The sequence below is a fragment of the Nostoc sp. KVJ3 genome, assembly GCF_026127265.1.
GTDB lineage: Bacteria > Cyanobacteriota > Cyanobacteriia > Cyanobacteriales > Nostocaceae > Nostoc.
Map to the genome: position 1 here is coordinate 468,701 of NZ_WWFG01000002.1, position 22,422 is coordinate 491,122.

Annotated in this window: 27 protein-coding genes and 1 pseudogene; 11 read left to right on the top strand and 17 right to left on the bottom strand. The window is 41.0% G+C overall.

The features are described 5' to 3' along the window. Window positions 1–312 precede the first annotated feature (312 nt). From GTQ43_RS18070 to GTQ43_RS18085, 4 genes are all read left to right on the top strand, one after another. The gene (locus GTQ43_RS18070) at window positions 313–1,758 is read left to right on the top strand and encodes a hypothetical protein (protein ID WP_265274136.1); all 1,446 of its coding nucleotides are present in this window, start codon (window positions 313–315) and stop codon (window positions 1,756–1,758) included. A gap of 73 nt (window positions 1,759–1,831) precedes the next feature. Beyond that, window positions 1,832–2,689 (top strand): phosphoadenosine phosphosulfate reductase family protein, encoded by an 858-nt coding sequence (locus GTQ43_RS18075; protein WP_265274137.1) that lies wholly within the window; start codon window positions 1,832–1,834, stop codon window positions 2,687–2,689. A 380-nt stretch (window positions 2,690–3,069) separates the two neighbouring features. Continuing rightward, window positions 3,070–3,474 carry a hypothetical protein gene (locus GTQ43_RS18080; protein WP_265274138.1) on the top strand — a complete coding sequence of 135 codons (405 nt, stop codon included), beginning with the start codon at window positions 3,070–3,072 and terminating at the stop codon, window positions 3,472–3,474. 4 nt (window positions 3,475–3,478) lie between these two features. Next, the gene (locus GTQ43_RS18085; protein WP_265274139.1) at window positions 3,479–4,288 is read left to right on the top strand and encodes a Rho termination factor N-terminal domain-containing protein; all 810 of its coding nucleotides are present in this window, start codon (window positions 3,479–3,481) and stop codon (window positions 4,286–4,288) included. Window positions 4,289–4,443: 155 nt separating this feature from the next. Here the strand turns inward: GTQ43_RS18085 and GTQ43_RS18090 are convergent, their stop codons facing one another. The 7 genes from GTQ43_RS18090 to GTQ43_RS18120 all read right to left on the bottom strand — a co-directional run bounded on the left by GTQ43_RS18090 (window position 4,444) and on the right by GTQ43_RS18120 (window position 7,005). Further along, a complete protein-coding gene (locus GTQ43_RS18090; protein ID WP_265274140.1) occupies window positions 4,444–4,635 on the bottom strand; it encodes a hypothetical protein in 192 nt (63 codons plus the stop codon). Between the two features lie 189 nt (window positions 4,636–4,824). Next, window positions 4,825–5,049, bottom strand: coding sequence for a hypothetical protein (locus tag GTQ43_RS18095; protein ID WP_265274141.1), 225 nt, complete (start codon window positions 5,047–5,049; stop codon window positions 4,825–4,827). Then, window positions 5,039–5,230: a hypothetical protein gene (locus tag GTQ43_RS18100; RefSeq protein WP_265274142.1), complete on the bottom strand. Its 192-nt coding sequence runs from the start codon at window positions 5,228–5,230 to the stop codon at window positions 5,039–5,041. Before GTQ43_RS18100 ends, GTQ43_RS18095 begins: the two co-directional genes overlap by 11 nt. After that, window positions 5,220–5,444 carry a hypothetical protein gene (locus tag GTQ43_RS18105; protein ID WP_265274143.1) on the bottom strand — a complete coding sequence of 75 codons (225 nt, stop codon included), beginning with the start codon at window positions 5,442–5,444 and terminating at the stop codon, window positions 5,220–5,222. Before GTQ43_RS18105 ends, GTQ43_RS18100 begins: the two co-directional genes overlap by 11 nt. Further along, on the bottom strand, window positions 5,441–5,932 hold the full coding sequence (locus GTQ43_RS18110) for a hypothetical protein (protein WP_265274144.1): 492 nt from the start codon (window positions 5,930–5,932) through the stop codon (window positions 5,441–5,443). The genes GTQ43_RS18105 and GTQ43_RS18110 overlap by 4 nt, the downstream gene beginning before the upstream one ends. Window positions 5,933–5,942: 10 nt before the next feature. Beyond that, window positions 5,943–6,602: a hypothetical protein gene (locus GTQ43_RS18115; RefSeq protein ID WP_265274145.1), complete on the bottom strand. Its 660-nt coding sequence runs from the start codon at window positions 6,600–6,602 to the stop codon at window positions 5,943–5,945. 61 nt (window positions 6,603–6,663) lie between these two features. Continuing rightward, a complete protein-coding gene (locus tag GTQ43_RS18120) occupies window positions 6,664–7,005 on the bottom strand; it encodes a hypothetical protein (protein WP_265274146.1) in 342 nt (113 codons plus the stop codon). 175 nt (window positions 7,006–7,180) lie between these two features. On the opposite strand from GTQ43_RS18120, the gene GTQ43_RS18125 reads away from it, so the two are divergent. The 4 genes from GTQ43_RS18125 to GTQ43_RS18140 all read left to right on the top strand — a co-directional run bounded on the left by GTQ43_RS18125 (window position 7,181) and on the right by GTQ43_RS18140 (window position 12,391). Further along, a complete protein-coding gene (locus tag GTQ43_RS18125) occupies window positions 7,181–7,966 on the top strand; it encodes a hypothetical protein (RefSeq protein WP_265274147.1) in 786 nt (261 codons plus the stop codon). Further along, on the top strand, window positions 7,966–9,699 hold the full coding sequence (locus GTQ43_RS18130) for a hypothetical protein (protein ID WP_265274148.1): 1,734 nt from the start codon (window positions 7,966–7,968) through the stop codon (window positions 9,697–9,699). The genes GTQ43_RS18125 and GTQ43_RS18130 overlap by 1 nt, the downstream gene beginning before the upstream one ends. A gap of 87 nt (window positions 9,700–9,786) precedes the next feature. Further along, window positions 9,787–11,376, top strand: a complete 1,590-nt coding sequence (locus GTQ43_RS18135) for a hypothetical protein (protein WP_265274149.1) — start codon at window positions 9,787–9,789, stop codon at window positions 11,374–11,376. A gap of 193 nt (window positions 11,377–11,569) precedes the next feature. Further along, on the top strand, window positions 11,570–12,391 hold the full coding sequence (locus tag GTQ43_RS18140) for a LamG domain-containing protein (protein ID WP_265274150.1): 822 nt from the start codon (window positions 11,570–11,572) through the stop codon (window positions 12,389–12,391). A gap of 333 nt (window positions 12,392–12,724) precedes the next feature. Here the strand turns inward: GTQ43_RS18140 and GTQ43_RS18145 are convergent, their stop codons facing one another. After that, a complete protein-coding gene (locus GTQ43_RS18145; protein WP_265274151.1) occupies window positions 12,725–13,945 on the bottom strand; it encodes a tyrosine-type recombinase/integrase in 1,221 nt (406 codons plus the stop codon). 484 nt (window positions 13,946–14,429) lie between these two features. Here GTQ43_RS18145 and GTQ43_RS18150 point away from each other — a divergent pair. Then, window positions 14,430–16,104 (top strand): annotated as a pseudogene (locus tag GTQ43_RS18150) (IS1182 family transposase). Window positions 16,105–16,187: 83 nt separating this feature from the next. Continuing rightward, a complete protein-coding gene (locus GTQ43_RS18155; RefSeq protein ID WP_265274152.1) occupies window positions 16,188–16,673 on the top strand; it encodes a hypothetical protein in 486 nt (161 codons plus the stop codon). Here GTQ43_RS18155 and GTQ43_RS18160 read toward each other — a convergent pair. After that, entirely contained in the window at window positions 16,647–16,886 is a 240-nt protein-coding gene (locus GTQ43_RS18160; protein ID WP_265274153.1) for a hypothetical protein, read from the bottom strand. The two genes, GTQ43_RS18155 and GTQ43_RS18160, sit on opposite strands and share 27 nt — an antisense overlap. Before the next feature lie 119 nt (window positions 16,887–17,005). Between GTQ43_RS18160 and GTQ43_RS18165 the strand changes: the two genes are divergently transcribed. Next, window positions 17,006–17,350, top strand: a complete 345-nt coding sequence (locus GTQ43_RS18165) for a hypothetical protein (RefSeq protein ID WP_265274154.1) — start codon at window positions 17,006–17,008, stop codon at window positions 17,348–17,350. A gap of 261 nt (window positions 17,351–17,611) precedes the next feature. Here the strand turns inward: GTQ43_RS18165 and GTQ43_RS18170 are convergent, their stop codons facing one another. From GTQ43_RS18170 to pyrH, 8 genes are all read right to left on the bottom strand, one after another. Next, entirely contained in the window at window positions 17,612–17,809 is a 198-nt protein-coding gene (locus tag GTQ43_RS18170) for a hypothetical protein (RefSeq protein ID WP_265274155.1), read from the bottom strand. A 14-nt stretch (window positions 17,810–17,823) separates the two neighbouring features. Continuing rightward, window positions 17,824–18,150, bottom strand: a complete 327-nt coding sequence (locus tag GTQ43_RS18175; protein WP_265274156.1) for a hypothetical protein — start codon at window positions 18,148–18,150, stop codon at window positions 17,824–17,826. Between the two features lie 106 nt (window positions 18,151–18,256). Continuing rightward, window positions 18,257–18,676: a type II toxin-antitoxin system VapC family toxin gene (locus GTQ43_RS18180; RefSeq protein ID WP_265274157.1), complete on the bottom strand. Its 420-nt coding sequence runs from the start codon at window positions 18,674–18,676 to the stop codon at window positions 18,257–18,259. After that, the gene (locus GTQ43_RS18185) at window positions 18,673–18,927 is read right to left on the bottom strand and encodes a FitA-like ribbon-helix-helix domain-containing protein (RefSeq protein WP_265274158.1); all 255 of its coding nucleotides are present in this window, start codon (window positions 18,925–18,927) and stop codon (window positions 18,673–18,675) included. Before GTQ43_RS18185 ends, GTQ43_RS18180 begins: the two co-directional genes overlap by 4 nt. A gap of 115 nt (window positions 18,928–19,042) precedes the next feature. Then, a complete protein-coding gene (locus GTQ43_RS18190) occupies window positions 19,043–19,765 on the bottom strand; it encodes a Uma2 family endonuclease (protein ID WP_265274159.1) in 723 nt (240 codons plus the stop codon). Window positions 19,766–19,862: 97 nt separating this feature from the next. Continuing rightward, window positions 19,863–20,984, bottom strand: coding sequence for a geranylgeranyl reductase family protein (locus tag GTQ43_RS18195; protein WP_265274160.1), 1,122 nt, complete (start codon window positions 20,982–20,984; stop codon window positions 19,863–19,865). 116 nt (window positions 20,985–21,100) lie between these two features. Then, a complete protein-coding gene (frr, locus tag GTQ43_RS18200) occupies window positions 21,101–21,649 on the bottom strand; it encodes a ribosome recycling factor (protein WP_265274161.1) in 549 nt (182 codons plus the stop codon). After that, window positions 21,636–22,364 carry a UMP kinase gene (gene pyrH / locus GTQ43_RS18205; RefSeq protein ID WP_265274162.1) on the bottom strand — a complete coding sequence of 243 codons (729 nt, stop codon included), beginning with the start codon at window positions 22,362–22,364 and terminating at the stop codon, window positions 21,636–21,638. Before pyrH ends, frr begins: the two co-directional genes overlap by 14 nt. Window positions 22,365–22,422: the final 58 nt, after the last annotated feature.

The following is a 22,422-nucleotide window of genomic DNA, read 5'->3' on the forward strand; positions in this document are numbered from 1 at the left end:
AACACAAACACCAGACTCACCACACTTCGAAAACTTTGAATTCTGCTTATCTACACTCAAAAACTTAGGCTACAGAGGAGACTTGCTTAACAGCAAGAGAACATATCAATATCTCAGAAGCCTAATGGTAGATATGGAATGCCAACAGCCACGCAGGGGATACGATAAGCTATGGCAGATAATGCAGCCAGCTACACAACAAAGCAAATATCTGATACTGCTTAGATGGCAGTTATCAATGATAGTCGCAACAATTGTATACAACTCTGATATCGAGAAAGATTGTAAATTCCCATCATGCGAGATGTAGATATGAGTGAAAAGACAGAGGGCTACAAGAAGCAAATTGCTAAGACGATATTCAGCGGAAGTAAGCAACAGCAAAAGATATCTGAGATATTAAAACAAATGGAAGCGGATAAAGAACTCACTGATGACGAGAAATTACTTATTGAGTCACAAGTTACTCAGATAAATATCCCACTTGCAAGCAACGATAATAACGAGAGTGAGAGCAGTAAGAAGTCAGAGAGGTTGTTTCCCAAGTACGACCTTGATGATGATTTCAAACTTCCTTGTGGTGTCAAAGAGTTTGGATTTGATGAAAATTGCAACGACATTGCAAGGCAGTACGGGCGGTGGCTTAGGGATGTCTATCTGCCAACATTTGTACAAATGCCTGACAGCGAGCATCAGTACCCTATAGCAGTGTCATTGATGCTCCTAAATTGTCAGTGTGTTTCATCGAAAAAGATGGATATCCCAATACCCTATTTCTTGGGTAACAGAGGAAGTGGTAAAACAGAACTTAGCAAGAGCATCAGACAGCATTATCCCGACCATCTGGCACTGCAATTCATGCCGGCGGATACAGGCGCTAGCATTTGCGAAAGACTTGACAACAGCTTCAGGGGCAAGGAAGTGAGTCTATCGGTGTTTGACAACTTTAATCCGTCGATATTCGTTGTCAAGGCAATGGATTTCTATCAGGTACTGCTTGCAACAAATAAAGAAGACAGTATCAGGCGAAAGAGTGCAGCTAGTAACGATGAGGGCAAGTCAGAATGGGAAACATATTGCTACAAGATACTTACAAGCGTGTTTGATTTGGCATCTGAAGGTAAGGTAGAGTTTGGTGAAATGTACCGTCGTATGCTTACTCTCAAGTTTAAAAATGGTACTCCCATGGCTAAACGTATAGCCTATGACTGGGAAGCACAACAAAGAATATTTCAACGCATCTGGGGTGAAGCTGAGATGCCAAACATCAAACGTATTTATGCCAAGGCATTAAGAGATATGGTACGACTTTCACCTAACGAGATACCCAATGAGATACCATCCGAGCAATGGGCATACTGTATAGTGCCGATTGCAGTAGGTAACTATTGTGGGATATGGGAAAGCGTAGAAGATGGAATAGCTCATTTTGCAAGACATTTCAAATACCTGAAGGGTGATAACAGTGGCGTAGGTAGTATGCTCTCAAAAGTACTTACGAAGTACATCAAGGAAGAATTGCCAAAAGTAGCAGCAAGTAATAGAACTAATAGGTATGCATCAGAAGTGTCAAAGCTTATTGATGTAGAGATACCACAAGATGCACTAAAGAAAGAACTTACTACACGCATGGGGTTTGATGTAGGTAGGCGTGATATGGATGAAATTATCATGCTAATGGCAAATTTTGGGTATACCTATGAGCGGTTGGGTACTGCTATGGGATTTGTGAAGCAACAGTCACTCAAAAAAGAGTAGGCAGTAGATATCCGAAAGACTGTCATTTTAAATGACATAAATAATGACACTTCAGAGAATAAGGGTACAAGCAATGATTGAATTATCTACCAACGATTATGAGCCACAAGTATTAACAGCTATAGACAGGATATTGGTAGAACGCTTAGAAAGTATACCTTTATCTATCAGTTACTCAGGTGGCAAGGACAGTACCGCAGTTGTGGCACTTGTTCTCTTGATGATAGATATTGGTTTGCTCAAGAAAGAAGACATCACTATACTACACAGTGATACAACGATTGAGTTTCCATTACTCACTAAATCTACTTTTAAGGTACTTGATGCCATTAACGGTTGTGGCATAAAGACTCTTGTAGTAACCGCTCCTGTTGAACAAAGGTTCTTCGCTTGTTTATTCGCTAAAGGCTATCCAGTGCCGAACTATGCGGTAAGGTGGTGCACTGATTATTTGAAATTACGCCCACAGCTACGAGCTAGAAAACTCTTAAAGGATGCCTATGTTCTCACTGGTGAGCATTACGGGGAATCATCCAATAGAGACAAAAAACTATCATCATGCGGCAGTAATGACTGCGGGCAAATCGAGATACAAAAAAGTGTATCAAAGGAAAAAATGATACGACCCATCATCGACTGGAGGGATTGCAATGTATGGGATTTTATAGCCGTATATGGCGATAAATATCTCTATAACGGGCTGTTTAATGAGATATCAAATGTATACGAGATATCAAATGATGAATACAAAAGTGGAAGCTTACGCACTGGTTGCATCGGCTGTCCTGTTATTCACACTGGAAGGCACTACAACACCGAGAATAAAGGTGTACCTAGCAGATTGTCCCTAAAACTTAGATTGATCTTAGAGGAAATGAAAAACGACAATTTAAGGGTACGTAACCCTAAAAAAAACAGGCTTAAAACCTAATGGACACATTCCATTAGGTTCCCTCTCATTAGCAGCACGAAGATATTATTGGGTAGAAGTAAGAAACCTTAATAATGAATTCAGAGATGAGGGGATAACACTCATTGGTGATGATGAGGTTAATTTAATCGATGAGTGTCTAGCGCTTGGAAAGTATCCACAAACATACAAGACTGACATGATTCCAATGTTAGAAGCAGAGTGGGAAACAAGGAAGCCGTCATGGATTTAACAGTATCTTGAGAACAATGAAAACTAGCCAACAATACTCAAAAGTAAAGCGAGTCTACTATGACATCCATACGGGCGAGAGAAGTGAATCAAGGCAATCTAAAGAACAAGTATGCTTTGACTCTACATCAGAGTTCAACTGTTACAGAATGATATCGAATTACCTTCAGTCACCATTATTTGATATCGACATCCACAGTACTTTAGACTTTGGTAGTGTCCGATGGAAAGTTGACTTTCAGATAACAGCAAGGCGCAATCAACCTATCGCTAATGCTATTCTTGCTGAATTGGTAAACATTTTCCACGACACAACACACACTTCACTAGCGCAAATATTTATCGAGTATAAAGGCGTGCAAGACAACAACTTTGTTGGCAAGATGACACAATTAGCAAGCATTACGCCGATGTTCGCAAAAACAATAATACTTGTCAGCGACCACAACACAGCATTCGGGTGCTACGACAATAATCGAAATCGTTTCTACTGTCACCCAATTATCAGTAGTAGCTTATTAGAATCGAAATTACGCCAAATAGTGCAAGGTTAAAAATATGAAAGAAGAAGTAAATTACCCACACATAGGACAATTTCACTGGCAATATTTTCAACAGCAAGGTGGTAAACGAAATGTAGCAGTATCCTCTACTGTGCCAAGAGTAGAAATGATGTTAGACAGTGGGATGGTAAAAGAGTTCAGTGACAAAAAAAGAGAACATTGTTACTCAGTACTGTTTGATAGCAAGTACGTATTCGAGTACTTCTATCAGAAGATAGTAGTGAATATGGGATGGGAAAACAACGGGCGGATTGATATTAAGGTATTAAGATGCTTTCTCGATGACTTCTTATTGCACTGTGAATCAAAATGCAGTAGTAGAGAACAACAAAGCATTGAAGCGCAAGCGCTGGCATTATCGCAGCAATTTCCACATAAAAGCTTTGAACAGTGGAAGCAAGAGTTAATAGGCGATATTAAGCAACAATGGGTAGGAGATTTTGATGAAGACAACAATAGGGAAATGTCGTTGGGGGAACAAGACATTGCGGCGGACGATACTGCTATCAAACTTGTATCAGATGAGAAGGAAGAAGATGTAGCTAATCTAGGGAATAGGGCTGAATGGCTGGGAGAAGGCATAGACGATGATGCTGATGAATGCGAAATATTTGACGGTGATAACGATATACCGTCGAATGAATTCTGGGAACAAGTAAATAAAGGCAACAAAGGGGAAGCAAGTATTAGCGATAGAAGTATTAGGGAACTCAAGAAAATTGCCACTGACCTTAAAATAAAGGGCTATAGCAATATGAAAAAAGATGAACTAATAGCAGCAATAGAATTAAACAGCAACAAATAACGCAATATCAATACCTTCAGCAACATCACAGGTTCAATACTTGTGGTGTTTTTTTTATTGGGGTATACCTCTCTAGAAAAGTGACATAAAAAGTGTCATTTTTTTTGTCATTTTTTCTGTCAGTTAAACTGACACTTTTAAAAACAGGTATATCACTACAAACTTATCTTCGTTTCTACCCTTACAAGGCGTTCTCTCACTTCTGATATATCATGCTGTATGTCATCAAGTATACGGCTGTTATTTTGGCTATTAGACTTGAGGCTTGTTAGGTCGTATGCCATTGCTTCATCACGTCTCTCTTGCTGTCGTGCAAGCTCTTGTCGGTGTTTTCTGCTATCAATCATTTCTTTTAGAAGTAGCATTGATAGTGGTATACCGATAGTTAATAATGTTGCCATAAGTTCACCTGCGATATGTTTGTCCATTTTATTTTTACTCTCATTTTAGTACCCTGGTATAGACAGAAAAACACCCTACCAATACATCAAGGGAGATAATTGATAGGGTGTATGTGTGAGGAAAGAAAAATGCTGTTACGCTACTTTGCTAGCAAGCGAGAAGTCAAGGTAATATTCTCGTCCAGCAATAAAAAAGTCTTGCGCTTCAGTGTTAGAAACATCTATTGTTAATTCAGCGTATGGTGTGAACTTCCAAAAATCTTTGTTCTCTTCACTTGTATTTGTGACAGCCTCTAACTTGGCTGTTTGGTGGCAGTTAGCGTAATTCGTAACGCTTACGACTTTAAACTTAGCCCGCATTTTTCACCTCACTAACAGGTGCTTGTACAGGTTGTAATGGTACTGCTACAACAATAGATTTTTTAGCTTTTAATTCATCCTTTATTACACGTACTTTTTGCGCTTCTGATAAGGATGTTTTCAAGCCTTCGGGCAGAATTCGCTGACGTGGTAAATCACCATAAAAAGGTCTAGATGGCATGATCGTTCCCCTCTACTAATGTGTGTGGTACGTTGACGGGTGACTGTTGCTGTGGTTGGGCAGGTTGCTGAATTGCTTGCAATAAGATGCTAGTAATACCTGCAACAGTGTTGGCGGTATTAGAACTTACTACCTTTGTCTGTCCTAGTACTTGAAAACCTTCACCGATGAGACTTAGTGCTAATTGAATAATGCGTAAAGTGTTTGCGTTCATGCTTTCTTTTTGAGAAGTTGATTGAGTGATGTTTGGGCTTTCTTCGTTTGTTGTATCCCTTGTTGTGTGGCACCAAGAATACTGTCAAGAGTAGCCCCCTGATTTGTACCGATGTACTGCCACAGTTGCAGCCGTATGTCAGTGATATAGAATTGCGGAGTAAATGATATTAAGTAACTTGTTTCAATGTCAGGTAGTTGAGTAAATCGATGTATCTGATACCTGTTGAGTATTACAGGGAAAGCATCTGCCTCAGCATATCCGGCACTTCCGAATGGTACAAATTGCGCTTGATATAAGTTACCCGCTCGATACCATGTAGGTTTTGCACTCTCACTACTAACGTATATACCGATTGTATTGAAAGTAAACAACACGTCAGGCTCTATTGGTGGTATTGCGAGTTGCTTACCTTCTGTGTCCAAAGCGCTCCTACGGCTTGTGTCTACCATCAATCTCCAGTCGGTCGATACGCCATAAGTACTCATTTACCTATCCTCATCCTTGTGCCGCTTCTACACCAGTGCCAGTATCCGCCTCAGCCGCCAATGCCACTATTCCATTATTGTCAGTAGCAATTTTCTCATCTTGAGCGGCAGTCGCAGCAGCAGATGTAGCGATAGGATATCTTTTGCCACCAGCGCTAATGAAGTAAGGAAAAATTTGCGACTCTGACGGCGCTTGTGAAACAGTGCCAGCATTGAGCAAGTTTCCTAACGCATTACTAATAATGAGATTAGTAGCAAATTGGGGGAATCTAAAACTTACGGTATGGTAACTGCCAGCACGGGCAGCACCATCCGTAATAGGTTTACCTGTTTTCAAGGTAATAGACTTGCTACCTTTTGACAAACCACGCATAACACCTGCCACAGCTTCAGCTTCAATATTGGTATTGCTACCACCTTCAGCTTTGTCGGCGGCACTTACTGTTAGCGTCGTGCCATCGGCAAGTGTAGTGGAACGCTTTATTACTTTTTTACGAGTAAAAGTAATAATCGCGTCAGCCGCCGCCACTTTACTTTGTAATTCCAAGAACCGGGTCGTTGAACTACGACAAGAGAAAAATCCCAAGGGCTTTACTTCCTTGCCACTCTTAATTTCTTGTTGCAATCTTAAAATTGCAAAATAATCTCGACCTAACGCATTTGATGCCATTTCTTTAATACCAAATAATGTTTATAAGGTAGGAATTACCCTACCTATTGACAAGAAACTACTAAACGTAGGCAGCGACAGTATTGCCAAGGCTAACATCAGACAATACATTCAACTGGTAAGTGGAAGTGTAGTACTGAAGATTATTAGCTGTATCTGTTTGCACTGTCCCGGTAGTGGGCAACGGATATGCAGCTAGAGCGTTACCCGCAGTAGAAGCACCACTATTAGCAGCATTTTTAGCAACCTGTGCGACTGCCGCGCTTTGCAAGAAGATAGCAAGGAATTCTGATAAACCGATACCAGTAGGCAATGTAGCCATAGCACCGATATAAGTAGCAACAGCAGTAGTAGTACATTTAGCTTGTACTTCGGCAAGAGTTAAGTCAGCAGTAGCAGCCATTGTTGTAACCTTGTGAGTGTTTTTAGGTCGCTTAACATTAGCGAGTAAACAACACATTAGCGGCACTCCCTGAAGCCGTCAATACCCACAAAAAACTCTTTTTAGGGCGGGACTTGCAAAAAACTTTTAAACTACTTAACCTATTTAAAAATCTTTCCGTCAAGCGGGTGAAAAAATGATAGAAAACTTCAGTGTGACAAGCAAGGTAGCAGTAACATTAGATGCTAACAGTGGCAGTACAGTACATCCATTGTTTACCTATACACCTTACACCCTCAATGGCTATAGGGTGATAAATGAGTCTTTGTCTCTCAGTAATGTCAATGCCATAGCTTACATTTACTCGTTGCCAGTAGTGGCATTCCCTACCTTTGCGCTTGATGCCAGCGATAGCGAACAACTCCTGACAGCTATCAATCTCGAATGGCAAGGGCACAGAATACAACTCGATGCATTGATACAAGTTGGTAGTGGTAGTACATATCAGAGGGTAAAAAGTTATTCACTTACAAATCCCAATCCTTACCCATACAAGGAATTTTTGCTAGACAATCAGCAACTTGGCAACAACTGTATGTTGGGACTGCAAATAAGAAACGTAGGTTATGGACTACTACAAAACGGGAGTAGCGGTAGCGATACCGTGACAGTAAGTGCTGACCTCACGCACAACTTAGTAATAGAAAGTGCTAGTAGTTCTGGGAATAAAATCGACAATACTATTACTACTACTGCAAGTGCAATTGTTAACACCAACACATCAAGAAATGGTATCTCATTCTTTAATAATAGTTCCACTGTCATCTATATCGATACCGTCTCAACTGTCAGCAGTAGCAGTTATTGGATAAAACTAAATCCTGGTGATTACGAAGAAGCACCACTGCCTATTTACACAGGTCAATATTGGGCTGTAAGTGCTAGTGGCAGTGCAAGTATCAACATTAGGGAGTTTAATTGATGGGATATTTTGCTAATACAAAAAAAGCATCAATAACTGAACAGATTAATAATTTTGCAATAGATGCAGCCGATAAAGCTACTCGTGCATTATTTCCAAAGCAAGTAAGAAATGCAATAGGGCAAGTGGTTATTGCTAATTTAACGGTACAAGCAATAGCATTTCAATCAATCAAAAATGTACCTGGTTTATTACAACAGGGAACCGATATTATTATTGACCCTTGCAATATTTATATACCAACTGATTTTGGCACGATAACTTACAGAAACCCTGCCTGTAACTCGCGCCCCACAAACACTATCATTACCTTTCCTGACTCACGAATATTGGGAGAGCTAGCGCCCCAAGATTGCCAAATAACAATAGGACTAGCGCAAACACAATATTTTTACAACGACGGATCGTCTGCTACGTTGCCAGGGATTGATGCTCTAATATTTGGAGACATTACCTATAATTCCAACGGAGCAAACAACCAGAGTTACTCACCTGACCACTCACTGTACACACAAACACTTGTACCATCAAACCTTGGTGATGGATTTAAGTTTCCACTGCCACAAGTAGCTATAGATGCTTATCCAGGAATACAGTATGCACAGCTTAACGGAGTAATACTTACAAAGAGTGGTGTACTTGGTGCAGATGCTACAGCGCAGTGGAATAGCTACAACAATGGAAGATGGTATGTAGTAGAAGTGTTTCCTGATAGTACTTGTAAACTCCAAAATGATATCAATCCACCACCACCACCAAACATAGAACCCCAGGATTGTAAATGTATGTGTAACGACAATTTAGTGAAACTGCTGCTACAGCGTATTGGCAATTTACCTGCTACAGTGCCTGACAACTTTGCAAGTAAAACACCTAAACCGATAACACTTGACAGCCTTGCTGAGATAGCAATATGGCAAGCGCAACAAATAGACGCTTTAGCGGGACAGTACCCAATACCGCTTACTATCAAAGCCGACCCGACAGACAGTAACAGCAAAGACCAACACCTTGAGTTACCCAATCAAGCAGAAGCATTGGCAGAAATATTAGGATTGCTTGTAACAACGAAAAGAGACACTCATGCAACATTAGTAGGCATCATAAAAGTGTTGGCAGAATCAGGAATGATAAAAAATCTTGCAACACAAACGTATGATGTTACTCACGCAAATGCAGAATTTTTGGGGTACAAGTTAGAGCAAGTGAAACGCACAATACCATCAACATTTACCCCAAACGGGAACAATCTCGCTGAGACTTTCAAGGAAACGAATATCGATATTACAAGCTACGAAAACAAGGACAGCACAGATTTACAAGATGACCTTAAAAAATTGCTACAGATGGCTGCACGATGGAATGCTCAGAATTGGCGTACTATCGGAGCTAACGCAGCAGTATCACTGGCACAGAACTTTATGGGTAATGTAGACACAGTACAGAATACTCATGAAGCAATAAAACAGGAGACTTTTGCGGATTTCCTGAAGGAAGTAGAGCAAGGATTTACTCATGCTGAGGGTGTAACTGATGCTAACGATCCTTGGGGGAATCCTGCCAATGAAGCACCTACTGTAAGACAAATTGGTATAACAGCAGAAAGTGCAGCAGAGGCACAGCAACAGGTAGCTACTAGCAATGCTCTAACAGGAAGAAGTGATTCAGTAACTAAGGATGTTGCAGTGCAAACCGCAATAACGAAAATTGCTAACACGCTTAAAGCACTATAGGTCTGTCTGTAGAAGTGACACCTTTTATGTCAGTTTTTTTGACATAATTTCTGTCACTTATTTTGACACTTTTATTTAGAGGTATATATGGCGGGAACACTAACAATTTTGGCGGAAGCATTACAATCACGACTTGTTCGCACACAAATAGGCGAACGAGTAATAGAGGGTATTGAACTCTCGACACAAAACAATCAAGGTGGTGTACTTGGTGCTATTCAGTATGTACTAGGTGGTTTAGCATCTCTTGGCGGTTTTATCCTTGGTACGATAATAGGTTTTGTAGAGTTCTCTTGGAGCGCTCTATGGGGACTACTTGTTGTTGCTCAACAATCACTATGGAACTTCAACTGGAATGCATCAGACGCTGACCTATCAACTCCCATTAAAGGGCAATACATACAACTTGCAGGGCAGTTGGGACTAACACTAGGGCAAGTGTTCGGATATGCAGTATGTGGCATTACACCTGGTGCGATAGTATTTGCTTTCAACGAGCCATTGGGCACTCAGATACTTACAAAAGTAAGTGAGAAGTTTGCCGAACAATTCCTTCAAAACCTTGGCAACTTATTACAGCAAGCATTGCAACTTGAGGTACAAATATTACTCACTAACACCTACAAAAGTGTGAGAAAGTTGCTTAAAAGTACAAGCCCGATAATCAAACAATTCCTTGGCAAGAATAACATCATCAGCAACACACTTGATGCTTGGGGCGCTAGCAATAGTAAGCCTTGGTCGTTCGCAATTGCACAAAAAAACTTTGTAGAAAGCATCTTTGGCAAAGAGGGAGCGGGTGCTACATTTGCTCAACAATTCCAACTGCAAGCCCAACAATCATGCATCGAAGCAGGGTATGTAGTTGCCAACACTGTTGACACTTTTCTCGCTCATCAAGCGCTTGCTAATCAAACAGTAAGTGTCCTTGGTGCTGAAAGATATGTAGAAATAACACCCAATAAAAGTGTGCCTGATGAGAAAATTGTACTTGCAGGAAGTGAAGAAATCCTTAAAGGACAGATAGTGCAAACCTTGACAACAAATAAACAGTTTAATGGCAGGGATTTGGGAGTAGTTTATGGTGAATTACAAGGTGAGATAAGGGAGCGGCGATATCGCCCTGAGGTAGTGCTTAAGTTCTACCGTAAGCAAAATAAGCTTAAGTCTAAAGGTGATATTGTTGATGCATTATCGATGCAAATAAGTTTCAGGCTGATGAATAAAACTGTTGATGATTTTGCGACAAACGTATATCTAAAGAAGTTAGGCGAACAAATATACGAAGAATTTGCAAGTACACCATACACAATACACAAAGGTACTAAAACTTTTACCTATAGTGACTTCCAACATGGATATCAATTTAAGCTTGATATCACGGATTTAGGTGAAGCAACACGAGTAATAGAAAGTGTATTACTGATACAAGGTCATCAATTCAATGAGTTGTACCTAAGAAGTGGCAGTACTCCGATAGAAAAACCACCAACAACAGGAAGAGAATTAGAAATAAACAATCAACTTGTTACTTTACCGACAACAAATATCAAAACTGGGATAGTGACATTTACACACGCTTACCTTAATGTAGGTGTCAATGTTCCACCAATAAACTTAGTAGACATTACAGGGAAGAAGAAGAATGTTATCTATAAGCCAACTGTTGCAAAGTAGTGACGACGACGAGCACGAAATAATAGAACTACGAATAGGGCAAAGAATAAAATATTACGACAATAAAGGGGGTATATCGCACGGGGAAGTGATAGAAGCCGATGTAGTAGGTGAAACAGTGACAGTGATAACAGGTAACATTATCAAGTACAAAGAAGTAGTAGACATTAACGATTTAATAGAAGGATAAAATATGCCATTGTATAAAGCACAAACAGAATCATCAGGAATTATTATTCCTACAGATATCAGAACTACTGCAAATGATAGCGACTATATTCTTGCGGTTGATAGTACTACTCAACAACTCTACAAAATAACAAAAGCTGACTTACTAGCAGGTTTATCAAGCAGTGGCGGCTCATCTGGTGGAGGTACAAGCTACTTCGCTGACGTTGTACTGTTACTGCCCTTTAACACCAACACTGTAGACATTAAAGGCAACATAATTACAACGTCAGGTGCGCCGACGATAGATACTAGCATATTCAAATATGGTGGTGGATCTCTACACCTTGATGGCAGTAGCTATGTGAGTGTTGCGAATGCTTCTCCACTCGCTCTTGGCTCATCTGACTTCACCATCGAGTGTTGGGTGTATCCTGAGTTTTCGGGAAGTGTAAAGGATATTGCTACACATCGTACAAACTATGCCACAGACCAAGCTTGGAGTATCAACACTTACAGTCCATCAGGATTAGGTAATCTTGGATTTTATGCTAATAACAGCAATGCCATAGCCCTTACAACTTCTTATGCCCCAACTGCTAACGCATGGACACATATAGCGATTGTGAGAAGTGGTAATACATTTACTATGTACGCTAATGGTAATTCTATAGGTAGCACGTCTAGCAGTAGCGCCATACAGTCTACAAGTGCTGATATTCATATCGGCAACGCACCAGACCAAGGTAGTGAGAACTGGGTAGGCAACATTGATGATTTTGAAATAACGAAGTTTGCAAAATACACCGCGAATTTTACACCACCTACTCAACTACCTACAAGCTAAAATATTGTTCACAAGGCAATACCCCAGGTAAACAGCATTGCAAACTTGGGGTATTTTTTATGGGATATACCTTTGTATTTTAAAGTGTCAGTTTAAGTGACAGATTTTTTGTCATTTATTTTGACAGAAAAAGTGTCACTTTATTTTAAAGGGTATACTGCTTTAGGAACGCTTCGATTTGAGAGAGAGTTGAGTATATTGCGGATACTTTTTTATCACGTCTATCAACGATTTCATACACCTTGCCCTTCCTATCCTTATATCTCCAATCATCTTTTAATTCCCTAAAATCGTAACCTAAGTAACTCGCAAGCTGTTCTAAGTCTTTTCTCTTCATTTGATGATTGATGGTAGTGATATGCGTTCAATATCGAGTTTCAGGTAATGCTTTCTTATCACCTCTTCACTGTTGCCTACTAGCAGCGCTAACTTATGCAATGGAAAGTCATTGTTAGCGTGGTAGCTTATCATTGTGTGCCTAAGTTGGTACGGTATTCTATGTCTTATGCACATTACATCGAGTAGTATTTTCCATACCCTATTAAAAGCTTGCTGCGATATTGCCCCCCCCTTGCGATTAACAAACACATATTCCTTTGGTTTATGATTGCCGGGTATAGATGATAGCAAGGTATGCAATTCTTCATTGATGGGGAATTGTCTACTTGCTACAGTTTTAGTTCCCTGCTGTTTTACAATCCTGCCACTTGCTAATACCTGTCCTTCTCTGAATATTATTTTGTTGGCTTGTAAATCAACATTCTCCCACTTGAGAGCTATTGCTTCAGATGGTCGGCAACCCGTTAACCACAGAAATGCCGAATATTTCCAGTACTGTCTATGTGCCCCGCGCTTGCAATACTCGCCATTTCGTAACGCTTCTATGATGCGATAAACTTCAGATACTTTAAAGATATCTATTTCACCGTCCTCATTAACATTGTCAGGCACGTGTCCTTTGATATTGATGCTGCCCAGCAAATCACGATACTCGATACCCCAGCGCCGAGGAATAATGCCTTGTTTGCTACACCAGTCGATAGCAGAAACGATAGTCTTAAATCTTTCTTTAGAAGTCTTGACTGTCCTTGACTTATCGCCAAATATATACCCTACAATTTCCTGCTTTTGTTCGAGTCGCTGAAATGGGCAATTCTCAATAATTGACGTAACTGTTGCGTTACGAGTTAATACAGTTGTTTGAGACCAAGTACCAATTTGTGTATTAAAGTCAACATATTTATCCCATAGCACACGAAGGTCATCTTTTTCTACTACCTTAATAATTCCTTGTTTTTGCTGCCTAAACGATTCCAACTTTTCTTTGACAAAGAGTTTAAGTGTGTCAAGTTCTATGTCGTTACCTGCTATTACCATGCGGTGTATCATATCGTCAACGTCGTACGCTAAATTTGTTGCGTTACGTTTGTCACTGCCACACCCTATTGTTTTTCTACCAAATTTCTGAATGAGTCGTAACTGATAAAAAATACCCGATGTGGTGTTCATCGTCATCAAATGCAAATATCGGTATCCGTCTTTTGCTTGTGCCATTGTGATACTACGTAAGGTTGAATTTATAGAACTACCTTAACACGTCGGTATAGCAAAGTGGTTGAATATCTTAAAATAACTTACAACTTATCGCCTGAAGTGTTTGCAGTGTAAGTAACTCAGGCTACCGTAAAGCAGACCTGGAAAGTCTGTTTAGGGAAACTTAACGGGGGTTCGAATCCCCCCCTCTCCGTTTTCAAACCTAGTCTAAATATATAGTTTGAACCAGATTTCTACAAATAGTCGGGTTAAATAAATAGCAGGATATTGCCAAATATATTCTTAAAATTGCTTTGAAAGGGTTTTATTGTAACCCTTCTCTTTAGCAAGCTACGGGCGGTGTTTCCCTCAGGATGCTGTTGGCGAAATATTTCTTTACATTTGAAAACCCTACAAATGCTAAAGCGAGCAGACGTTGAGGAAAATGGGATGATATTAATGAACAAGCATCTACCATCACCTGCGGTGAAGGAGGAATTGAGTGATTCAACCGCAAGCCATAGACCCCATCCCAGAAGAAACAGTGCGTGTGGCTCGTGCCGCTTTCCCAAAAGGCAATCTCTACAAGACTATGAGGGATGAAATCGGTACTCTCTACAATGACCAAGATTTTGAAGCACTGTTTCCAACACTTGGGCAACCCGCTTTTAGCCCTTGGCGGTTAGCTTTGGTCTGCGTCATGCAATATATCGAGGACATGACTGACAGACAAGCCTAGTTATGCAGTTCGCAGCCGAATTGATTGGAAGTATGCACTCTCCCTAGAATTAACAGATCCAGGCTTTGATTTTAGTGTACTCTGCGAGTTCAGAGTCCGAATAATCAAAGGAAGTGCCGAACAGAAATTACTAGATATCTTGTTAAAGCAATTTAAAGAAAAAGGAATTATTAAAGAGAAAGGAAAACAGCGCACCGATTCAACCCATGTATTGGCAGCAATTCGTAATTTGAATCGCCTTGAAACTGTAGCCGAAACTTTGCGTGCAGGATTAAACGCAGTTGCTACAGTCGCCCCAGAATGGTTGCGCTCTTGGGTTCCCCATGAATGGTTTGAACGTTACGGACGTGCGTTAGAAGAGTACCGTTTACCCAAAGGGGTGACTGCTCGATATAAATTAGCTGAAACTATTGGTAATGATGGGATGCAGCTATTAATAGCCATATACGAACAAGAAACGACACCTCAATGGCTGCGGCAAATACCAGCAATAGAAATCCTCCGCCAAACTTGGGTGCATCAATACTACATAGATTATACAAATGTTAAAGACGATGAACCAGGTAAATTATGTTGGCGTAACGCAGCAGATTTACCCCCGGCAGGGCAGCATTTTGACTCTCCTTATGATACTGATGCCCGTTATGGTAACAAACGCACCCAGACTTGGACTGGGTACAAGGTACACATTACGGAAACTTGTGATGCTAACGATGTCCATTTAATTACAAATGTGGAGACGACCCAAGCCCATCTATCCGATGTAGACCAAACACAACCAATTCATTTATCTCTTGAAGCAAAAGGCTTATCTCCAAAAGAACATATCGTAGATGCAGGATACGTAGATAGTGAATTACTGGTAAAAAGTAAAATTGATTTTGATATAGAACTGATTGGCCCAGTACGCCCAAATGTGAGTTGGCAAGCGAAAACACCAGGTGGGTATGACATAAGCAAGTTTACAGTTGACTGGTCAGCAAAAACAGTTACGTGTCCTCAAGGACAAAAAAGTACAACTTGGACTCCTGCAATTGATAATTGGGGTAATTCAGGAATTAACGTGAAGTTTCCCTCCAAGGTCTGCCGCCGTTGTGATTTTAGGCATTTGTGTATCAAATCAAAAAATGAAAGTGAGCCAAGAAAATTAAGATTGCGCCCACAAGAAGAACACCAGATCCTTCAAACTATCCGTAAACAGCAGGAAACTGATGAGTGGAAAGAGCGTTACAATACCCGTGCTGGTGTTGAAGGAACTTTGTCGCAAGGAATAAATGCTTTTGGTTTACGGCAAGCACGTTACCGCAATCTACCAAAAGTCCGGTTACAGCACCAAATCACCTCTGTTGCCATCAATGTTGTTCGCATGGTTTCTTGGTTAAATGGTATACCTCACGCCACGACCAGAACATCGCGGTTTGCTGCACTTGCTGTCACGTAAAGACAACGAACACCCATAGCTTTCTCAAAAGCTTCCCATGTAATACACGGTTGATTTTTGTTTGAGTTTTTTCTACAATATCCATGTATTACATCGATGCAGGACTTATGAAAAAGATGAAAAGGGATATTCAAGGTAAGTTTACGCTGAAGAATGATGACTATCGTGAAGTACGTTCTTTGCGACTAACAGACGATACTTGGAAGAAATTAGGTATTGCCTCTGAATGCTTAGGATTAACCAGGGCAGATTATCTGGAGGAAATAATTCAAAAGGATCTTTCGCCATGTAATACATGGGATGTCTCAGAACCTCTTCCAAGTATTACACGATATGAGGTGGACTTAGAGAGACTAAAAGCACAAGTCCAAAATCTTCAAAAAGAAAATTCCGCGCAGAAGGAACGCTCCGCCGTTACTTTTATTTATGACATTGTGGATTTTGATGCGATACGCGATCGCATTTTATTTGAATTAAAGTTGGGGCGGCAGGCTTCTGGTTATAAAACAGCGCAAAAAGCCTTAGATAAAATGATTGCAGAGCTAAAATTTTTGGTTGACAGTCTCTAAATCACCCAAAAAGCTATTTCTAAGACAAAATTCAACATCTTCCAGACATCGCGCTTCCTTTGTTGGCAATGTGAAGAAATATTTCGCCAACAGCATCAGCAATGTTAGAAGAACCAAAACTAACGTCTTCACCACCTGTTGATCGAGTTCATAGAAAAGAAGTTGTTCGTCCCAAAACCAACCTAAACTCAGAGGCAAATCTACTTGAACCATCTACTAGATTCCCTAGAATTATTCCCTGGGGCTGGTTAGTTGGTGTATTGTTCTTTTATCTATTGGTAGGGTCCATATTACCCACATATAATGTTTCGTACATAGTTTGGATTGTCGGTGTGACTGTAACTTTGGCTGGGGCTGTAGCTTTTGTGCGTGTGGCTGTGCCTTGGATAGATACTGGTGAGACTGAATCTCTCGCTCCGTGTGTGACTATGGTTGTGTTTGTACCTATGTTTTTGCAGTCTTTTTGGGTGGCGACTGGTCATGCGCCAATGGACGGGCATACGCCAATGGCTGTAACTTTTGCTTCGCTTGGGTTTTTTGCTTCGGCTTGGGCTGGAGATAGATTACTAAAATCTTTTAGCAAGGTTCATACTTTTCTAATTTTAGCTAGCACTTCTAGTCTAGGCTTGGGTTTGGGATGGCTAGTAGGATATAGAATTTTTAATATAGCTTCATAGCTATATCATCTAAAGCTAACTCGCAAAAGATTTTGGGGGTTACTGAATCTAGGGACGAATATCTCACACAAAGACGTAAAGAAAAATCCATAAATCATCCCGCATTTATGCAACGCCAGATTTTGTAGCTGTTATGTCGAGTGGAGAAGCGATATCTGACGACAAGCTGCTCCGCATCTACGCACCTTTAACCCCATTCCAACATATTAGGCTTCTGGTTCAAAGCCGAGCGATTGTTTGTTCTTTCGCCTATTAAAGGCATTAAAAAACGGATGGCGCAATTGTTGAGAGTTCCTTCTTTAATTCTTGTGACAAAGATTCCAAAAACATCATGTCATTAGTGATATCTGAAACCTCATCATCATTTAAATTTTCTGTCTCTAATTGCTTTTGATAAGCTTCAATTCGATATTCTAGCGCCTCAACAATAAATCGAATTGCTTTAGGAGAAAAATTCACGTTCAACAACTCCCTTAATTGACTTTGTAAAATGCCTCACCAACTAACCGTAATGCAGTCTTGTAGTCTTCTATTTGCATAGTGTAGCTTGGTTCCCATAGCCAGTGATTACCGTAATCATTCACCAAACGGAGTTCGTTGGGAATATCAGTTCCCCTATCCAACTTCCACCAATTGTTTCCAACTCCCTGAACTGCAAACGTTGAAACTCCACCTGAACCTGCAATAACCCAAATATCACCATCTTCTTCATCAATTTCAATATCTTTTGAACGAATATTATCTATTCTCGAAGAAGTCGCATTTCCCATACGGTATAAATCAACGGGGGTTTTTCTCATACCAATCAGCTAAAGACTCAGGCTTCTGGTTCAATACCGAGCGATGTCTGAGAACAAGCCGCAGCGCGTCTACGCTATATTTTTGTAAAACTCAGGCGATCGCTCTTTAAATATTCTCCACCCACAGAAGATTATTTGCGTAACTACTGGCTTTCAATGCGTTATAAAATTTTCCGTCTGCTGTCACCATTTGGCATTGTTGAGTAATAGCAAGGGCTAAGTATAAACTGTCATACACTGCGCGATCTGTCTGAATAGCAATATCTAAAGCAAGTGGCATTAACGGCTGAGATAAGTACACCTCTAAAGGAACTGCATTTAAATCTACTAATGTTTTTCTTGCATTTTCAGTAGTGTCTTCACCGCGACGGACTCGTTTCCATAAGACGTTTCCCACTTCTGCGAAGAAAAAATCTGGAACTAAGAAAGTATGATTACTTGCTATTAAACGCCTAGCTGCATCAGAGTGGACTTCAGGGATAAACCACTTTATTGCAATGCTAGCATCTAAAACATACTGACTCACCGCTCTCTGTCCTCGCGGATAAGTTCAGTACTATCACTGAAAAATTTTTCTGTATATCTAACTTGAGCGCGTGCTATAGCTTCTCTGGCTTTTTCCATATCCCTGCCAGTGTGGTAATGTGTCGCTTTTTCAGCTGCTTGTTCTAGGATTTGCTTTAGTTCCTCTTGCAAAGACCGACCGTGTTGTTTGGCAAGAGTTTCTAGCTTTTCTATAATCACAGGATCTAAATTTTCAACTAAGATTTGAGCCATATTTCAGAGTGATTTTTGACGTTGCTTATATTTGCCATTTTAAGGTAGTTTAGTAGACGATATCTGAAGACAAAGCGGTATCTCTCTACCCACTTGTAACCGACAGTTGAAAATATTAGGCTTCTGGTTCCACGCCGAGCGATCGCAATTGGGCAGTTAAGCGATCGGCTCTTTGGCTTTCCTTTTCGGCTCTCTCGTCACCAGTCAACAACAAATTACCCTGCAAATCCCACCAACGCAACCAGGGTAATTGCACATTTTGATAAACTCCATGCCAAATACCTAACTCAATTCCCAAAGGAGCAATAGTATAATGTCCCCGTTCATTTGCTGTTAATAACTGATATTGTCCCCCAATTAATTCATAAACTTCTACACTGGCTTTATTCGCTTCATAAATGCCATAATAAGCGGGATGAATTACTTGCTCATAAATCCAAAATTTGCCCTTCCAAGGGGTTTTGTCTCGCTCCTCGCTACCATCCCCAGAGACAAATTCTAAGGCAATCGAAGGGGCAATATACTCTCGCCAGAGTACATAAGACCTCCGCGTTTGTCCATCGAGCAAGGGCGGTACATTTGGTACATAAAACCAATCTGGTGCTTCTGCGCCTTTTTCTAAGGGGTCTGTCAAGCGCCAGTAAATACCTAAGTCCTGACCGATACAATACTGACCATCAGGGTGTACTTGTTTGAGGATGGGTGTAATTGAGTCAGTCAGTAAAATGCTTTGGGGATGCTCTTGCCAATTTTTCACGAAAGTACCATTAGACTCTGGTAGCTGCGTATGATCTGGGAAAGGAGTCAGGGCGGTGGATGGGTCAGTTGCAGAGGTCATAAGACTACCTTTGCAGGATGTAAGGGTTGTTTTTTAGTTTAGCAGTGGAAGGAGGGAGAAAAGCGATCGCTTACTACTGCCAACTAATCCCTAATACTTAACCCCCAAAACCAGGAATTAAACGCTTGAGGGCGCGATCGGCAACGTCGCCATAGCGTAGTTCTCCACACAGAATCTTACCCATGATTTTGGCACCGGAGGGGCGCTTAACACCAACTTTGTAGCCTATGCCAGGAAAGCGATAAAATGCTCCAGCTAATTTTTGCGCCCAAGCCATTTCAGTACCCCATTCTTCATTAATGGCTTCGGTATATTTTTCTAAAGCGTTGATGTCACCAGAAAGTGCTTCATTAATGGCTCCTGCTGCAATTAAGCCGCTAAAAATCGACGGGCGAATACCTTCTGCTGTCATCGGATCGACTACACAAGCAGCTTCCCCAGCCAAAACCGCATTTTGAGTATGCAACTTTTGGTTGCCATTCCATAAACAAAGGGGATAACCATACTGCTTACTAGTCTTGATATCTACATTAAACGATCGCGCATACTCATCTAAAATCTTCTTAAAGTCTTGGGGTTCGCCACCCATAAATGTACCGACACCAATGGAATAACCATCAGCTTTTGGGAAGTTCCAAATGTAGCCATTTTTCACCAAGCCAAACTCTAAGTGAATCGTGGATTTGTCCTTCACGGTTGTTAGAACTTCTGCTTCTAAAGCTCCTGCTAAACGGCGTTTACGTTCTTTGAAGCCTAGCCATTTTGCCATTGGCCCTTTAACACCATCAGCCGCGATTAAATAATGACCTGTAATTGGCCCATTGGTTGTGTTAACTTGCCAAGAGTCACCTTTAAATTCAATACCTATAACTTCAGTATTATCTCGGAGTTCAGCCCCTTGTTTCTGTCCCTGCTGCACTAGGAAATGGTCAAAAATATCTCGTCGTACCATCCAAACTGGCTCTTCTGTGGCAATTTTCGCTTCCACGGGGTCGTCCAATTTCCAGGTAAAGCGAAGGGAGTCGGCTTTTACAGAAATTGCTGGGCTAAAATCAAAGTCAAACCATTGAGCGATCGCTGGAGATACACCACCACCACAAGGTTTATATCTTGGCAGGGATTCTTTTTCTAACACTAATACTGAGCGACCTTGCTTGGCTAAATGATATGCAGCTGTTCCACCAGCTGGCCCAGCGCCGACAATGATGCAGTCGTACATAAGGTTTAATTATTCACGCCTATTGACTTACTCTATTTTTTTAGACACCTAAAAAATGATAAAGGCTGAAGAATTTTACCATCATTCTTCAGCCTTTATGCTTCAGACTTTAGACGTTAAACAGTCGTAATGTCTTTTTCTTTTTCTGACAAGAGTGAGTCTATTTTGGCTATGTACTCATTTGTCAGTTTTTGCAAGTCGTCTTGTTGATCTTTTGATTCATCTTTGGAGATTTCGGAGGCTTTCTCCTGCTTGCGAATCGAGTCTATGGCATCCCGGCGGATGTTGCGAATAGCAACACGACCCTCTTCAGCATACTTTGTAGCCATTTTAACGAATTCTTTCCGGCGATCGCTGGTCAAGGGTGGAATATTCAGCCGAATCACAGAACCATCGTTGCTGGGGGTTAAACCCACATCTGAGAGAGAAATCGCCTTCTCAACGATGTTTAAGGTGTTGCGCTCGTAGGGCTGAATTAGAATTGTCGAGGCATCTGGCGTGCTAATATTTGCCAGTGATTTTAAGGGTGTAGGTGAACCGTAATAGTCCACTAATATCTTATCTAACAGACTCGCATTGGCGCGACCAGTGCGAATTGTGTTAAAAGCTCGTTGAGTTGACTCAACAGAACTTTGCATTTTGCTTTTCGCGTCAGCTAATATCACAAGAACCTCCCACAAGGGTACCGATGGATTCTCCCAAAACTGCCCGGTGGATATTACCTCGCACCGTTAGGTCAAATACCAGAATTGGGATATTATTTTCTTTACACAAGGCGATCGCAGTACTATCCATCACCCGCAAATCTTTGGCTAAAACATGCGCGTAGGTGAGGCTATTGTAACGCTTGGCGTTAGGATAAATATGAGGATCGGCATCATAAACTCCATCGACTTTAGTGGCTTTAAAAATCACTTCTGCGTCAATTTCCGCTGCTCTTAATGCCGCAGTAGTATCTGTAGTAAAGAAGGGATTTCCAGAACCAGCCCCAAAAATAACCACCCGCCCTTTTTCAAGATGACGGATGGCTCGACGACGGATATATGGTTCTGCTAATTCTTGCATAGCGATCGCGGTTTGCACCCGCGTCTGTACCCCTATGTGTTCTAGCGAATCTTGCAACGTCATGGCGTTCATTACCGTGGCAATCATCCCTATGTAGTCAGCGGTTGCTCTGTCCATCCCCGCCGACGCTGCTTTTACGCCACGAAAAATATTGCCGCCGCCAACAACGATGGCCATTTGAACGCCGGTGGTTATCACCTCTGCTACCTCTTGTGCTATTCCTTTGACCACTTCTGGATCAATGCCATAGCCCATGTTGCCCATTAAGGCTTCACCGCTCAGTTTGAGTAAAACCCGTCGGTAATTCGTTCCCATGAAGTTACGCTTTATCAAAAAAGTTGCAATTGCCTCCAATTTAAGATAACAGTTACGG

What these genes read in the sequence shown, in the direction of transcription:
- GTQ43_RS18130 (WP_265274148.1), top strand. Translation starts at nt 7,966, where the DNA reads ATGGGATATTTTGCTAATACAAAAAAAGCATCAATAACTGAACAGATT.
- GTQ43_RS18160 (WP_265274153.1), bottom strand. Translation starts at nt 16,886, where the DNA reads ATGGTTCAAGTAGATTTGCCTCTGAGTTTAGGTTGGTTTTGGGACGAA.
- GTQ43_RS18110 (WP_265274144.1), bottom strand. Translation starts at nt 5,932, where the DNA reads ATGAGTACTTATGGCGTATCGACCGACTGGAGATTGATGGTAGACACA.
- GTQ43_RS18115 (WP_265274145.1), bottom strand. Translation starts at nt 6,602, where the DNA reads ATGGCATCAAATGCGTTAGGTCGAGATTATTTTGCAATTTTAAGATTG.
- GTQ43_RS18120 (WP_265274146.1), bottom strand. Translation starts at nt 7,005, where the DNA reads ATGGCTGCTACTGCTGACTTAACTCTTGCCGAAGTACAAGCTAAATGT.
- GTQ43_RS18080 (WP_265274138.1), top strand. Translation starts at nt 3,070, where the DNA reads ATGATATCGAATTACCTTCAGTCACCATTATTTGATATCGACATCCAC.
- GTQ43_RS18085 (WP_265274139.1), top strand. Translation starts at nt 3,479, where the DNA reads ATGAAAGAAGAAGTAAATTACCCACACATAGGACAATTTCACTGGCAA.
- GTQ43_RS18070 (WP_265274136.1), top strand. Translation starts at nt 313, where the DNA reads ATGAGTGAAAAGACAGAGGGCTACAAGAAGCAAATTGCTAAGACGATA.
- GTQ43_RS18105 (WP_265274143.1), bottom strand. Translation starts at nt 5,444, where the DNA reads ATGAACGCAAACACTTTACGCATTATTCAATTAGCACTAAGTCTCATC.
- GTQ43_RS18190 (WP_265274159.1), bottom strand. Translation starts at nt 19,765, where the DNA reads ATGACCTCTGCAACTGACCCATCCACCGCCCTGACTCCTTTCCCAGAT.
- GTQ43_RS18075 (WP_265274137.1), top strand. Translation starts at nt 1,832, where the DNA reads ATGATTGAATTATCTACCAACGATTATGAGCCACAAGTATTAACAGCT.
- GTQ43_RS18185 (WP_265274158.1), bottom strand. Translation starts at nt 18,927, where the DNA reads ATGGCTCAAATCTTAGTTGAAAATTTAGATCCTGTGATTATAGAAAAG.
- GTQ43_RS18090 (WP_265274140.1), bottom strand. Translation starts at nt 4,635, where the DNA reads ATGATTGATAGCAGAAAACACCGACAAGAGCTTGCACGACAGCAAGAG.
- GTQ43_RS18135 (WP_265274149.1), top strand. Translation starts at nt 9,787, where the DNA reads ATGGCGGGAACACTAACAATTTTGGCGGAAGCATTACAATCACGACTT.
- GTQ43_RS18195 (WP_265274160.1), bottom strand. Translation starts at nt 20,984, where the DNA reads ATGTACGACTGCATCATTGTCGGCGCTGGGCCAGCTGGTGGAACAGCT.
- GTQ43_RS18145 (WP_265274151.1), bottom strand. Translation starts at nt 13,945, where the DNA reads ATGGCACAAGCAAAAGACGGATACCGATATTTGCATTTGATGACGATG.
- GTQ43_RS18095 (WP_265274141.1), bottom strand. Translation starts at nt 5,049, where the DNA reads ATGCGGGCTAAGTTTAAAGTCGTAAGCGTTACGAATTACGCTAACTGC.
- GTQ43_RS18175 (WP_265274156.1), bottom strand. Translation starts at nt 18,150, where the DNA reads ATGAGAAAAACCCCCGTTGATTTATACCGTATGGGAAATGCGACTTCT.
- pyrH (WP_265274162.1), bottom strand. Translation starts at nt 22,364, where the DNA reads ATGGGAACGAATTACCGACGGGTTTTACTCAAACTGAGCGGTGAAGCC.
- GTQ43_RS18125 (WP_265274147.1), top strand. Translation starts at nt 7,181, where the DNA reads ATGATAGAAAACTTCAGTGTGACAAGCAAGGTAGCAGTAACATTAGAT.
- GTQ43_RS18155 (WP_265274152.1), top strand. Translation starts at nt 16,188, where the DNA reads ATGTATTACATCGATGCAGGACTTATGAAAAAGATGAAAAGGGATATT.
- GTQ43_RS18100 (WP_265274142.1), bottom strand. Translation starts at nt 5,230, where the DNA reads ATGCCATCTAGACCTTTTTATGGTGATTTACCACGTCAGCGAATTCTG.
- GTQ43_RS18140 (WP_265274150.1), top strand. Translation starts at nt 11,570, where the DNA reads ATGCCATTGTATAAAGCACAAACAGAATCATCAGGAATTATTATTCCT.